Annotated in this window: 11 protein-coding genes; 7 read left to right on the top strand and 4 right to left on the bottom strand. The window is 58.8% G+C overall.

The features are described 5' to 3' along the window. The first annotated feature begins 3 nt into the window (after positions 1-3). From RDA78_RS06280 to RDA78_RS06250, 7 genes are all read left to right on the top strand, one after another. Positions 4-1,338 (top strand): sigma-54-dependent transcriptional regulator, encoded by a 1,335-nt coding sequence (locus RDA78_RS06280; protein ID WP_434054486.1) that lies wholly within the window; start codon positions 4-6, stop codon positions 1,336-1,338. A 241-nt stretch (positions 1,339-1,579) separates the two neighbouring features. After that, positions 1,580-2,011 carry a carboxymuconolactone decarboxylase family protein gene (locus RDA78_RS06275; RefSeq protein WP_434054485.1) on the top strand — a complete coding sequence of 144 codons (432 nt, stop codon included), beginning with the start codon at positions 1,580-1,582 and terminating at the stop codon, positions 2,009-2,011. Positions 2,012-2,028: 17 nt separating this feature from the next. After that, entirely contained in the window at positions 2,029-2,940 is a 912-nt protein-coding gene (gene sigJ / locus RDA78_RS06270; protein ID WP_434054484.1) for an RNA polymerase sigma factor SigJ, read from the top strand. A gap of 245 nt (positions 2,941-3,185) precedes the next feature. After that, positions 3,186-4,193, top strand: coding sequence for a DctP family TRAP transporter solute-binding subunit (locus tag RDA78_RS06265; RefSeq protein WP_434054483.1), 1,008 nt, complete (start codon positions 3,186-3,188; stop codon positions 4,191-4,193). 103 nt (positions 4,194-4,296) lie between these two features. After that, positions 4,297-5,001: a TRAP transporter small permease gene (locus RDA78_RS06260; protein WP_434054482.1), complete on the top strand. Its 705-nt coding sequence runs from the start codon at positions 4,297-4,299 to the stop codon at positions 4,999-5,001. A gap of 4 nt (positions 5,002-5,005) precedes the next feature. Then, positions 5,006-6,607 carry a TRAP transporter large permease gene (locus tag RDA78_RS06255; RefSeq protein WP_434054481.1) on the top strand — a complete coding sequence of 534 codons (1,602 nt, stop codon included), beginning with the start codon at positions 5,006-5,008 and terminating at the stop codon, positions 6,605-6,607. A gap of 124 nt (positions 6,608-6,731) precedes the next feature. Continuing rightward, positions 6,732-7,379, top strand: coding sequence for an MSMEG_1061 family FMN-dependent PPOX-type flavoprotein (locus RDA78_RS06250; RefSeq protein ID WP_434054480.1), 648 nt, complete (start codon positions 6,732-6,734; stop codon positions 7,377-7,379). Between the two features lie 375 nt (positions 7,380-7,754). Here the strand turns inward: RDA78_RS06250 and RDA78_RS06245 are convergent, their stop codons facing one another. The 4 genes from RDA78_RS06245 to RDA78_RS06230 all read right to left on the bottom strand — a co-directional run bounded on the left by RDA78_RS06245 (position 7,755) and on the right by RDA78_RS06230 (position 14,373). Then, positions 7,755-8,036: an SCP2 sterol-binding domain-containing protein gene (locus RDA78_RS06245; RefSeq protein ID WP_434054479.1), complete on the bottom strand. Its 282-nt coding sequence runs from the start codon at positions 8,034-8,036 to the stop codon at positions 7,755-7,757. Between the two features lie 529 nt (positions 8,037-8,565). Next, positions 8,566-10,365, bottom strand: a complete 1,800-nt coding sequence (locus RDA78_RS06240; RefSeq protein WP_434054478.1) for an IlvD/Edd family dehydratase — start codon at positions 10,363-10,365, stop codon at positions 8,566-8,568. A 95-nt stretch (positions 10,366-10,460) separates the two neighbouring features. Further along, positions 10,461-11,750, bottom strand: a complete 1,290-nt coding sequence (locus RDA78_RS06235) for an HAD family hydrolase (RefSeq protein ID WP_434054477.1) — start codon at positions 11,748-11,750, stop codon at positions 10,461-10,463. A gap of 901 nt (positions 11,751-12,651) precedes the next feature. Continuing rightward, complete coding sequence (locus RDA78_RS06230) at positions 12,652-14,373, bottom strand: ABC transporter ATP-binding protein (protein WP_434054476.1); 1,722 nt, start codon at positions 14,371-14,373, stop codon at positions 12,652-12,654. Positions 14,374-14,378: the final 5 nt, after the last annotated feature.

Below are 14,378 nucleotides of genomic sequence, written 5' to 3'. Positions count from 1 at the left end.
GACATGGATCAGGCAACGGTTCTGTTGATCGATGACGAAGAGGCTCTGAGAGAATCCCTGAGCCAGGGCCTTCAACTGACCGGCCAGGACGTGTTCGCGACCGGAGCGTCCGAACAGGCGCTTGAGCGCATCAATCGCGGGTTTTACGGTGTTCTGGTCACCGATATCCGCATGCCGGGCACGGACGGATTTCAGGTCATGAAAGCCGCGTTCGAAATCGACCCGGCGCTTCCGGTCGTGCTGATCACCGGGCACGGCGACGTTCCTCTCGCTGTCGAGGCGATGCGGGCAGGAGCCTATGATTTTCTGGAAAAACCGTTTTCCGTGTCGCATCTTGCGTCCGTTGTTGAGCGGGCACTTGAAAAGCGCCGGCTTGTTCTGGAAAACCGCAAATTGCGCGAGGAACTCGCCGATCGGACGGGCCTTGAAAGCCGTCTCGTGGGCCGGACACCCGCGATGGATCTCTTGCGCAGAAACGTGACGGCGCTTGCCGCGACGGACGCGGATATTCTGATCCTGGGTGAGACGGGATCGGGCAAGGAAGTCGTCGCCCGGGCGCTCCACGATGAAGGGCCGCGCAAGGTGAAGCCCTTCGTGGCACTCAATTGCGGGGCCCTTCCGGCCGAAATCATCGAATCGGAGCTTTTCGGTCACGAGAAGGGGGCGTTTACCGGCGCAAGCGGCCAACGTATCGGCAAGCTTGAACATGCGCATGGCGGAACCGTGTTTCTGGACGAGATCGAATCCATGCCGCTTGAGTTGCAGGTCAAGCTTCTAAGGGTGATTGAAACCAGAACGATCGAGAGGCTGGGCTCAAACAAGGCGATCGATCTCGATGTCCGTTTCATTGCAGCGACCAAGGAGGATCTGGAAGAGGCGGGGAAAGAGGGTCGCTTCAGGCTCGACCTGTTCTACCGGCTCAACGTTGTTCACGTGGCCATCCCTCCCTTGCGGGACCGGCTGGAGGACATCCCCCTTCTTTTCAGGCACCTGGCCATCGAGGCGCGGGCGCGCTACCGGCGCGAGATACCTGACATAACCGAAGCCTACCTGGCCGGACTGATGGCGCGCGACTGGCCGGGCAATGTCCGGGAATTGCGCAACGTCGCCGACCGCTTCGTCCTCGGCCTGGAACAGCAGGCCGAGCCGGCATCGGCTACAGGTGCAAACCTTTTCGAGCAGGTTGCCGGATTTGAGAAAGCGCTGATCGCAGCCGAATTGAAGCGCAATGGCGGAGCCATCAAGCCCACTTACGAGAATCTCGGGCTGTCCCGAAAGGCGCTCTACGAGAAAATGCGAAAATACGCGCTCGGCAAGGACGAAAGTGAGCTTGTTTGAGCATTCACCGTGCTTGCGGATGTGCGTTGGGATATCGGTCGCGGAAGCAGACTTGTCATCCCGGCCAGCCCTTCCTGTCATGACTCGATCAAGACATCCATGCCGATGCAGGTTTCAAAACACAGATTGAGATGATTGGGACCAACTTGGCGACGGAAAAAAGTTGCGTGCGATGTCACAAACCCGGCTTTTCGTTCGTCGAAGGGGTGTCACCCTTTTAAACTTCAAATGGAACACACCCATGACAACCGAAAACACAATCAACTATCTCGACCATGTCCCAGGCGTGCTGCAGCGGTTCGAAGCGGCGAGTATTGAAATCGGCAAGACCGAGCTTGCGCCCGGACTGCGCCATCTCGTTGAATTGCGGGCGTCCCAGATCAACCAGTGCGCCTATTGTGTAAAGATGCACACCGGCGAAGCGCTCAAGGACGGGGAGAGCCACCAGCGCCTCGAGCGCATAACGGTCTGGCGGCACGTGGACGATTTCACGGCAGCTGAAACGGCGGCATTCGCATGGACTGAAGCGCTGACCGGTCTCGGCATCGATACGGACTATGCCGCGTTGCGCGCCGATCTGCGTGCGCATTTCAGCGAAAGCGAGATCAGCGCGCTCACGTCCGCTGTGGCGATGATCAATCTCTGGAACCGGATCCAGGTGTCCAACCACTGAAGGCGGGGGAAGGCGGTATGACCGGAGCTTCGGACGGCATGACCTTCGAGAACATGAGAGGCCGTCTCATCGGGCTCGCCTACCGCATGCTCGGATCTATGGCGGATGCAGAGGACGCGGTGCAGGACACTTTCGTCAAGTGGCAGGACGCGGACCAGGCGCGGATTGCCAACCCGGAGGCCTATCTGACAACGGTCTGTACCAACCGGTGCCTGGATTACCTGAAAGCCGCCCACAGGAAACGGGTCGACTATGTCGGCCCGTGGATTCCCGAACCGCTGCAGATTGACGCCGGAACGGATCCGGAAGCCGACCTTGAGCGCGCCCAGTCGCTTACGACGGCGTTTCTGCTTCTGCTTGAAAGGTTGACGCCAAAGGAGCGTGCGGCCTATCTCCTTCGGGAAGTGTTCGGCAAATCCTATGGCGAGGTGTCTGAAATTCTCGGGCTCCGCGAAGCGTCCTGCCGGCAGCTGGTCTCGCGCGCAGGCCGGTTCGTGCGATCTCAGTCAGCGCGCTCCGTTCCGACGCGTGAACAACAGGACATCTTCCTGAAGGCGTTCCTGTCGGCAGTCGAGACGGGGTCGCCGGATGAACTTGCCGATGTTCTTGCCGAGTCCGTTCAGCTGCGCACCGACAGCGGCGGCAAGGCTGCTGCAATCAGCCGGGTCATTGAAGGGCAGGAAGTTGTCAACTTCATTACCCGGGCCATCAGCCGTTTGTGGACCCGCGAGCAGATCGTGGAGCTTCAGATCAATGGAACGCATGGTCTTGCGCAGCTGGAAGACGGCAAGGTCGTCACGGCCATGACGCTGGGCTTCACGGACGACGGCAAGGTTGACCAGATCTATATCGTTCGTAATCCGGAAAAGCTTGAGCGCCTGGCGATGCCGACAAAGCATGACTTGCGCGACGGGGCGCTCTGGCACTAATCCGATGTACAGCACTCCGATGTGTCGGTTTCGACACATCGGTGAATTCAATGTGTCGAATCCCGCCCATTCAGCAAGAAATCCCCCGGACTGTCCAACGCCGACCGGTCTGCTAACCTGCGGAAATCAGCGCTTTCGGGCGTGTCGCCGGGAACTGGCACACGAATTGCGAACACCTGTGCGACCAGCCTGCGTGCTGTCCGGCCTTTTCGGCCGTCATATTGAAATGTCTGGGAGGACATCCGATGAAAAAGTTTGTAATTGCCGCTGCGACGGCAGCTTCCTTTGCCGTGACGTCGCCGGCCTTCGCTGCCGATGACTGCTCTGACGGCGAAGTCGTTATCAAGTTCAGCCACGTTGTCGCGGCACAGGGTCACCCCAAGGGTGAGATGGCAAGCGCTCTTGCCGACCGCATCAACAAGGAAATGGATGGCAAGGCCTGCATGCAGGTGTTCCCGTCCTCGCAGCTTTTCGACGACAACAAGGTGATGGAAGCCCTGCTGCTGGGCGACGTCCAACTGGCCGCTCCTTCTCTGTCGAAGTTCGAATCCTACACGCTGAAATACCGCGTTTTCGATCTGCCGTTCCTGTTCACCAACATGGATGCCGTGACCACCTTCACCAAGGGTGAGAAGGGCCAGGAGCTGCTCGGTGCGATGTCCGACTACGGCTTCGTCGGCCTCGGTTACGTCTTCAACGGCCTGAAGCAGTTCTCTGCCGACAAGCCGCTCATGCTGCCGACCGACGCCAAGGGCCTGAAGTTCCGCGTCCAGACGTCCGACGTTGCCGTTGCAATGATCGAGGCGCTTGGCGCCAACGCCCAGAAGCTTGCGTTCAAGGAAGTCTACGGCGCACTGCAGACCGGTGTTGTCGATGGACAGGAAAACACCTGGTCCAACATCTACACCCAGAAGTTCTTTGAGGTTCAGGACGGCACGACCGAAACGAACCACCAGCTTCTGACCTACCTGGCCGTCACGTCGCAGGAGTGGCTGGACAGCCTGGATGCGGACGTGAAAGACCAGTTCCTGACAATCTTCAATGAAGTGGCCGACGAGTACAATGCACGGGCCGCGCAGATCAACGAAGACAACAAGAAGAAGATCATGGAAAATGGCGGCGAAGTCCGTCAGCTGAACGCTGAAGAGCGCGATCAGTGGGTTGAGACCATGAAGCCGGTCTGGGACAAGTTCCGTGACGACATCGGCCAGGACGTCATCGATGCTGCGGTATCGTCCAATCAGGCAAGCTAAGCTGCCCTGATTTGAGTGATGCTTCGAGGAAGGCCTCCTGGCCTTCCTCGTCAATCACCGAACCTCTTTAAAAATCTGAATACTCTCAACGGGGGAGGGTAATATGGGCTCCTGGTTGGCCACATACTGGCCGGTCGTGCTGATTGTCGCGTTTTTCTGTCTCTACGTCGTGCTCGACTACGTGCGGCCGAAACTCATCGAGGCGCTGGACGAGACCTTTATCGCGATCATTCTGGCGCTGATGACGCTGGTGACATTTTCCCAGGTGGTCGCGCGCTACGGCTTCAACTCGGGCTGGGGCGGTGCGCTCGAATTCACGCGTGTCCTGTTCGCCTGGCTGATCCTGTTCGGCATGAGCTACGGCATCAAGATCGGGGCCCATCTCGGTGTCGACGCGATCATCAACCTTTTGCCCAAGCGCCTGTTCCGCGTTGCGGCCCTTCTGGGCGCCGCTCTCACCATTCTCTACGCGGCGCTGCTGTTCGAGGCGGCCTGGCTCGGTGCTCTTCTCTCCCTTGAAAACAAGGGTTCCAGCGGAGGTGCCTATGCCTACGTGGCCAGGTTCTACAAGCTGCCGATCGGCATGGAAGACCTGAAATGGCCGGTCTTTGTCATCGAGTGGTTCGAAGTGCGCGAACGCGTCCCGCGCTGGATACCCTACATCATCCTGCCGATCGGACTGGCGCTGCTGGCTTACCGCTCTGTGCAGGCCTTCATTCTGATCCTTCTTGGAAAAAAGGACGCCATCATCGCCGCTCATGAGGCGGAGGAACTGGTGGCCGAAAACAAAGACGTGCTGAAGGACTAGGCTGATGGAAACCGCATTTCTGTTTATCTTCGTTTTCGGCTTTCTGTTCCTTGGTGTCCCGATTGCCGTCTCGCTTGGCCTTTCGGCCGTTCTCTACATCGCCCTGTTCAGCCACGATTCGATGAGTTCCGTGGCCGTGCAGCTGTTCAATGCGTCCCAGAACTTCACGCTGCTGGCGATCCCGTTTTTCATTCTGGCCTCCAGCTTCATGTCAACGGGCGGTGTTGCCCGGCGCATTATCCGGTTCTCGATCGACGCGGTGGGCTGGATACGTGGCGGCCTTGCCATCGCGGCGGTCTTTGCCTGCATGCTGTTCGCCGCTCTCTCAGGATCATCGCCGGCGACGGTTGTCGCGATCGGCACGATTGCCATCGCCGGTATGCGTCAGGCAGGCTACACCAAGGAATTCGCAGCCGGCGTCATTGCCAACGCGGGGACGCTCGGCATTCTCATTCCGCCGTCCATCGTGATGGTTGTCTATGCAGCGGCTACCAACGTGTCGGTCGGACGCATGTTCTTTGCAGGGGTCATTCCCGGCATCATCGCCGGACTGATGCTCATGACCGCGATCTACATCATGGCGCGTGTCAAGAAACTGCCTGCACAGCCTTGGGCCGGGTGGAAGGAATTGTGGAGTTCGGTGTCGCAGGCTGCGGTCGGCCTGTTCCTGATGGTCATCATTCTGGGTGGCATTTACGGCGGTATCTTCACACCGACTGAAGCGGCCGCCGTTGCGGCCGTCTATGCATGCCTTATCGCCCTTTTCGTTTACCGCGACATGGGACCTCTGGCCGGCGTCGGCTGGGTTGAGGAAAACGACGGTGAACTGGGCCTGACCGGGTTCAAGACCATCACCTATGCCGTTGTCGCCGTGTTCGTCTGGTCCGGGCTAGCCTACATCTTCACGGAGCGGGCCGCCTTTTTCGGCATCGACAGCGCTGTGGTCCTGTTGGCAGCACTGGTTGGGTACCCGATCCTGCGGCACGGGCTGGCGCCGGCGGAACTGCCTGCGACCTATGCGGTGGGTGGCAAGGTCTGGGGCCGGAACCTCGGCATGATCGGGTGGAAGTTTCTTCCCGCACTGTTCCACAAGGACACCAAGAAGGTGCTGACGGATTCGTCGAAGACGACGATCATGCTGATGTTCATCATCGTCAACGCCCTGCTGTTCGCACATACCCTGACGGCCGAACAGATACCGCAGTTCATCACGGACTGGATGGTCGAGGCGGGCTTCAACTGGTTCACGTTCCTGATTGCGGTCAACATCATACTGCTCATCGGCGGTCAGTTCATGGAACCGTCGGGTCTGCTGCTGATCGTTGCTCCCGTGGTGTTTCCGATCGGTCTGGAACTCGGCGTCGATCCGATTCACCTCGGTATCCTGATGGTCGTGAACATGGAAATCGGCATGATCACCCCGCCGATCGGCCTGAATCTCTTCGTGACCTCGGGCATCACGGGCATGAGCCTCGTCCAGGTGGTGAAAGCCGCGGCTCCGTTCGTTCTGGTGCTGCTGTTGTTCCTGATCCTGGTGACATATGTCCCGGCGCTCTCGACCTTCCTTCCCTATTACTTCATGGGGCCGGAGATCATCATCCGGTAGGAAATGATGCGAAGAAACTGCAGGCGGCCGGAGTTTTCCGGCCGCTTTTGCTTGTTGAACCGGCATCTTGTTGACAGGCAACAGACGACGTTCTTTAGTTTTCAAAGATCAGCGGGAGCCTTCGATGACCAACGACAACGATCCTTTTTCCCGATTTTCCGACATCGTGACACGTGCGGATGAGCTGGCCGACATCACCGGCAAGCCGCTGCCTCAAATCGCTGCAAAGGAAATACCGGCGCTCGATTCCATTTGCCGGAAGTTCATTGAGCATGCTCCCTTCTGTTTCGTGGCAACGGCCAACCCGGACGGGCATGTCGATGTATCACCAAGAGGCGATCCTCCCGGCTTCGTGCAGATCCTGAGCGAGTCGCTTCTCGCGATCCCCGACAGGCCGGGAAACAGGCGTGTCGACACGTTTCAGAATGTCCTGGCGGACCCGCGGATCGGCCTGTTGTTCATGGTTCCGGGCAGAGGCGAGACCCTGCGCATCCGGGGGGAGGCTAGGATTGTCCGCGATCCCGACCTCCTTGCGTCCATGGCCATCAATGACCGGGTGCCGAAGATTGCGCTTGTCGTCCACGTGCGCAGCGCCTTCATGCACTGTCCCAAATGGGTCTTCCGGTCGGACATCTGGCAGCCTGACAAGTGGCCCGACACGGAGGGCATGGCGGACATGAACGAGGCCATGGTCAAGCATGCCCGGATCGCGATGAGCCCCGATGACTGGTTTGAAAGTCTCAAGGAAAAGGGCGAGCTGGACCTCTGGTAGCAGTCAAAGGCCTCTGGTCGTCAAAACAGGCGGTGGGCAGGCACGAAAAAGCCGGCCCGATGGACCGGCTTCATTTATGGGTCCGTACCCTAGGTGATGGACTCATAAATGAGGCCGTAATGGTTTGAGGCGGCTTGCTTCTCATCAAGGCGCGGAAGCGCAGGAAATGTCCCTCATTTTCAAGCCTTTCGCAACGCCGAGGAGGCGCAAGCCGGTCAAATCCGAAGGACATGGAAATGGCTTCACCCCGCAGCGTCAGCGTGCTTGACCGGGCAGGAAGCCCGCTCCGCACACCCTTCCTAACGGGATTTCGCCATTTCGCATGCCATTTCAGTCTCATTTATGGGGCCATCACCTAGAGCCCGCAGGCTGTTCTCAGACGATGCTGCCGAGCTTCATCGCAACGCTCATGTCGCCTTCCACCTGCATTTTGCCGCCCATGAAAGCGCCCGTCGGATCGAGTTCACCTGACAGCAGGTCGGCTAGGTCATCCGCCGAAATCTTGATCGTGCAATCGGCCTCGGCGTTGTCGTTGCTGACGTCCGAGCCCTGCAGAAAGATGACACCGTCATCACCGAGGTCAAACTTGACGCTTTCCTCAATGCCGCCGCTTGCGACTTTTCCGCGAACACCTTCGGTGAGCTGTTCCAAGGACATGTTCTTTCTCCCATCATGGTCTGGCCAGTGCCAGTCTTCGCCCTCTTGAAGCATGACCTTTACGTAATCGTCAAGAGGCAATGTCAATTGGTTTTGTCATGTCGGACCACGCGTGACCTGCGCCATTCGCATCGGCTTCGAGAAACCTCACAAGAACCTTGATCTTTGGGTGAACGAATGCACGGATTTTTAGCGCGGACTGGAAATCTCTGCCGGTTTCAGGACCAAAGAGTTCGAAGACTTCTCCTCGTCACCTGAATCTGAAGTTCGACTGATTTTGCTGCGGGCTTCGAACGAACTTCAAATTCACTGCACTGGACCGAGAGGCTTTTGCCTGGGGTCGAACGGGCCATTTGGTCGCTGGGTGTCGGTAACCTCTCCCGGCGGGAGAGCGAACATGCGCTTCCGCTCGTGCGCAATAGCTTTCTCTTTCCTCAGGGTGCGGCCTTTGCTTTTCGCCCTGCGACGACAGTGGCCGGTTTCGCAGCCTTCCGTATGAGTTGGACAAGATCCAAAGGATTGAAACCGCTCAGTGATTGTCCCTTGGCATCCCTCTCTTGTGGGCGACGTCCTGATATTTGACGGCAGGTTCGAGGACCATGCCCTTGTCGAACTGGCCGACGATTCCGCGCTGGATTTCCTGCCATGGCGTCTGGCTTTCGGCGATCTGGAAACCGCCTGCAGCTACCAGATCCTTCCGCCGCTGTGCCAGCTCCTCGTCCGAAATCAGAATGTTTGCCGTCCCTTTTTTGAGGTCTATCCGCACGCGGTCATCGGTTTTCACAAGGGCAAGCCCTCCCATCGCGGCCGCTTCAGGTGATGCATTCAGGATGGATGGCGATCCGGATGTGCCGGACTGGCGGCCGTCACCGATGCACGGCAGGGCGGTGACCCCGCGTTTGATCAGTGCAGCGGGCGGCTGCATGTTTACGACCTCCGCGCCGCCGGGGTAGCCGATCGGACCGGTTCCGCGGACAAACAGCATGCAGTTCTCGTCGATGTTCAGATCCGGATCGTCGAGCCGGTCGTGGTAGTCTTCCGGTCCCTCAAACACGATCGCCCGGCCCTCAAAGGCTTCCGGATCGTCCGGATTGGAGAGATAGCGGTTCCGGAACTCTTCCGATATCACGCTGGTTTTCATGATCGCGCTGTCGAACAGGTTGCCCTTGAGATTGATGAAACCGGCACGGTCCTTCATCGGCGCGTCGAACGGTTTGATCACATCGGGCAGATCGGTGACGATGCCCTCGCAGTTTTCGGCAATGGTCTTGCCGTTTGCGGTGATCGCGTCCGGGTGCGGCAGCTTGCCGTGACGCAGCAGTTCCGCGACCACGGCCGGGACGCCGCCTGCATGGAAATAGTCTTCGCCGAGATACGCGCCGGCCGGCTGCAGATTGACCAGAAGCGGCACGTCGTGCCCAAGGCTCTGCCAGTCGTCATTGTCCAGCTCAACGCCCACATGCCGCGCAACTCCATTCAGGTGGATCGGCGCGTTGGTGGAACCGCCTATCGCCGAATTGATGACGATGGCGTTCTCGAAGGCTTCCCGGGTCATGATGTCGGACGGTTTCCGGTCTTCGTGAACCATCTCCACGATGCGTTTGCCGGTTTCAAACGAGATGGCCCCGCGTTCGCGGTAGGGCGCCGGGATCGCGGCGGCTCCGGGCAGTTGCATTCCGAGTGCTTCGGCCAAAGAATTCATCGTCGTTGCGGTGCCCATCGTGTTGCAGTACCCGACGGATGGCGCTGAGGAGGCGACAAGATCCATGAAGCCGTTATAGTCGATCTCCCCGGCCGCAAGCATCTGACGGGCCTTCCAGACGATGGTGCCGGATCCGGTACGTTCGCCCTTGTACCAGCCGTTGAGCATGGGGCCGACGGAGAGCGCGATCGCAGGAATGTTGACGGTTGCTGCCGCCATGAGACAGGCGGGCGTGGTCTTGTCGCAGCCGATCGTGAGAACGACACCGTCAATCGGGTAGCCGTAGAGAAGTTCGACCAGTCCGAGATAGGCGAGGTTCCGGTCAAGCGAAGCCGTTGGCCGCTTGCCGGTTTCCTGAATCGGGTGCACGGGAAACTCGAATGCCACGCCGCCTTCGTCGCGTATGCCTTCGCGAACGCGCTTTGCCAGTTCGAGATGATGCCGGTTGCAGGGCGAGAGATCCGAGCCGGTCTGCGCGATGCCGATAATGGGCTTGCCGGACTGCAGCTCTTCCCGCGTGATACCGAAATTCAGGTAGCGCTCGATGTAAAGCGCCGTCATGCCCGGGTTGCCCGGGTTGTCGAACCAGGCCGCTGACCGCAGTTTCGGCGTTTTTTGCTCGCTCATGGCGCCTCATCCCTCACTCTTTTCAAGACAGGGGGGCAGGATAAACACCAGGCGCTCGAAACTGTAAAGGCAGCGCGGGAGCAAAGTGGTTCCACCTATTGGAATTCTTGGCTGCGCGAACGCGCTGGAAAGGCACCGGCGACTGAAATCCGGGCAAAGACCAGAAGAATGGCAAGTGCCGCTGCAAACAGCAGCGGTGAAAAGAGGATCGGAACAAGGCCGGAAGCACCGAGCAATCCGCAAACGATCCAAAGCGCGAACAGGGTTTGTCTTGCGCGAAGTGCGAGCAGGCCGCGCCGGCTCGCAAGGGCCTTGAGGGCCGGAAAAGCGCCGATATCCGCTGTGTCGCAAACCGCAATGGGACGTGACTTTGCTCCGCTTTCCGTCGCGGATGGTGTCGCCTCGAACAGTTCCAGCGCGTGCCGGTCGCCGGACAGCGACAGGACCAGGCATCTGCCTGGGTCGAAAAGGCGCAATGACGCATCATTCGCGGTTTCTCCGGCCATGGGTTCGTTCGGGACATTCATCCCGAGCATGTCCGCCAGCGCTTGCCTTGTCTTCAGACTGTCATTCGTGTGCAGCCAGGGCTCCAGGCCCTCGCGGCGAAGGGCGGCACCGGCCACTCCGGCATCCTGGCGCAGGGTCCCCTCAAGCCCGAGAACGCCGACGACTTTGCCTCCAACGGCAACCCGAAGCACGGTCTTGCCGTCCGCCTCGAGCGAACGCGCGATTGCGTCGGCTGTAAAGCTGTCGATCTTGAGACGTTTCAGGAGATCGGGTGTCCCGAGGACGACCGTCTGTCCTCCCAGAAGGGCGACGACGCCGAGCCCGGGTTCAAGTTCATACCTGTCAGGAGTCCGCAGGGCGACACGCCATTGAACGGCAAGCTGGCGCAGGGCGTGTGCAACCGGATGCGTCGCGTGCGCTTCTGCCGATGCGGCCACAGCCAGCAGCGTCTTCGGCTCGTTGTCAAATGCCATGACGTTGCTCACCATCAGATCCGGACCGGACATGATGGCGGCCTTGTCGATGAGGATATGCCGGGCGCGTGCGATTGCCGAGAAGGCCCCGGGAGCCAGATTGCGGGCGCCGGCTGCCGACGCCGCACGATGAAAAACCTTGTCTGCGAAGGCATTGATGCCATCGACAGGACCTGGCCACGAAAACAATATGGCCGAGGCTAACGCCAGGGGAAACATGGACGGATCGATGGCCAGCCAGACCAGGGCAACCCCGGTGGCAAGCCCGATGAAACGGGTCGCTTCAAGCAATCCGTTCCTGTCGCCCCGTGCCGGCAGAAGGAAACTGCCGACGGATCGCTGGACCATGAGAAAGGCACCGGCAATCGCCGGAATGCTGGCCTGGTCCAGCGGTAAATCGCTCATATTGAGCAAGACTGCCGTTAACAGGAGGAGAAAAAGACTCATGCAGCTCGTGGCAAGGGTCATCGGCCTTCCGGCGGTCTCGGTGAGGAGCGGACTGAGTGGCAGAAAGGCAAAGATCGCTGAAAACATGCTGAAAACCGCAGCGGAGTAGGCCCCGAAGAGCCTCGGCAGTTCCAAAGAACGGTTGCTGATCCATCCGGCCGACAGCAGCGCAAACAACAGGAACACCACGGAAACACTAATGAATACACACCAACTCGCTGTTCTAATTGAAAATTTCGTCATTGTTCGCAGCTTTCAAACAGGGTTTGCCTGACAGTTTCCGGCGACGAGCTGATCGGGTGTGTTGGAGCTGTCCGGAAAAAACGCGTCAAGCATGTGAAAGCGGAAGAGCGGAGGCAATCCCGTAGCAACGACGCCGTCCGCCGCGCTGTGCCCGTTTGAACAAATAATAGTCATATTTGCTGATGATTTGTGCGCAACCACTCTTGAAATGTGATCGAACCTTAGGGAATATGCGCCCCATAACGAAGTAGAGTCGAAGCAATTTTAAGACTCAATCAGAATTTTTTTCTAGGAATGAGAGTATTTTGAATAAACGCGTCGCAGGAAGGGCTAGTTGGCTCTTCCTGCTTTTTTTTCACGAAACAAAGCGCAGGCTTCACTTTCCAAATTCTGGCGAATAACTCAAGCGAACAGCGGAAGCCGTGCAGTCTGACGATCTAAGCTTTGTAACAGGTTCACGTCAGGCAATTTTTGCCTGCTCCGGACTCGATTGTGGTTATCTCGATCTTGCCGTGAGGGAATCGGGCTCGGCGAGCGAGTCAATATCGCGTCATGCCCGAACCAACAGAATCGTTGTCGAACGCGTTTTCAGCCTGGCTGTTCAGCGATCCGCAGTTCAGGTTGTCTCCAGGTTGGCCCGTGACAGAAGTTCCATCGACGGCATCAGATCCAGCAGCTCTTTCGTGTAGGGATGCTTCGGCGCTTCAAACAGATCATCGCACCCGGAAACCTCGCAGAGCTCCCCGTTCCTCATGACGCCGATCCGGTTGCACATCTGCCTGATGACTGCGAGATCGTGACTGATGAACAGCATCGTCAGGCCGAGTTCTTCCTGCAGATCCTTCAACAGATTGAGAATCTGGGCCTGGATCGAAACGTCCAGTGCCGAGGTTGGTTCGTCGCAGATCAGGAAGCGCGGCCGTGTCGCAAGCGCGCGCGCGATCGAAATGCGCTGACGCTGACCGCCTGAGAACTCGTGTGGGAATTTCTGCCCGGCCTCGGCACCGAGGCCGACGTGATCGAGCAGGTCGTCCACGATCTGCCGGACTTCGGCATTGCTTGAGGCGAGTTTGTGAAACTTGATCGGTTCGGCAATGATATCGCGCACGCGCATGCGGGCATTGAGCGATGAATAGGGATCCTGGAAGATCATCTGCATCTGGCGCCGCATCGCCAGCACGTCCTTGCGGTTCTTCAGAGACGTCAGTTCCGTCTTGCCGAACAGGATCGATCCGCCCGTCGGATCGTAGAGGCCCGTGATCAGGCGCGCGATCGTCGATTTGCCGGATCCGCTTTCCCCGACAAGGCCGAAGGTTTCGCCCTGCTGGATATCGAAACTGACCTTCTTGACTGCCTGGAAGTATTTTCGGCGGGACGGAAAAACGCTTCCGCGCACCTCGAAACGCATGTCGAGATCCCGGATCTGGACGAGGGGACCCGTGATCTTCTCATAGTCCCGGGATTTGCCCAGCCAGTGGGTGGAGATATCGATGTGTTTCTGCGGCGTGCCCGCCTTCTCGATGTAGTCGACCACCGGGAAGCGTTCCACTTTCACGTCCGGGCGCGGAACGGCGGATATCAGGCTCTGCGTGTAAGGGTGCTGCGGCGCTCCCAGCACCTGCGTCGTTTCCCCGTATTCGACCAGATCGCCATGATACATGACGGCAACATGGTCGGTGATGTCGGCAATGACCCCCATATCGTGGGTAATCACCAGCATGGCCACGTTGCGCTCCTCGCACAGCTTCTTCATCAACTCGAGGATCTGGGCCTGGATCGAGACGTCCAGTGCGGTGGTCGGTTCGTCTGCGATGACCAGTTCCGGTTCCGCGCACAGCGCAAGTGCGATCACGACACGCTGCCGCATTCCTCCCGAGAACTGGTGGGGATACTGCTTGATGCGTTCGCCGGGGTCTGGAATACCGACCGCGTCGATCAGTTCGACCGCGCGTTTCTGGGCGTCCTTGGCCGACAGCGGCAAATGCGTCCGGATCGTCTCGACAAGCTGGGATTCAACTGTCTGCAACGGATCGAGCGACGTCAGCGGATCCTGAAAGATCATCCCGATCTTGCGGCCGCGCAGACGGCGCTTTTCCTTGTAGGGCAGGTTGTCGATGCGTTTCCCGTGAAGAGAGACCTCACCACCGGCGATGCGGCCGGGTTCCTGCAGGAGGCCGATGACCGCATTGCCGACGGTCGACTTGCCTGCGCCCGATTCTCCAACCACTCCCAGGATCTTGCCCGCATCCACGCTCATGTCGACGTCGTCGACGGCAACGAATACGGATTTTCTCCCCGGGAATTCGACCGTCAGGTCCTTGATGTCCAGAACGTTCATGATGC

This window comes from Roseibium sp. (genome assembly GCF_051016195.1).
GTDB lineage: Bacteria > Pseudomonadota > Alphaproteobacteria > Rhizobiales > Stappiaceae > Roseibium.
Note: the sequence above shows the minus strand (reverse complement) of the source record. Positions and strands in the feature narration are given on the sequence as shown.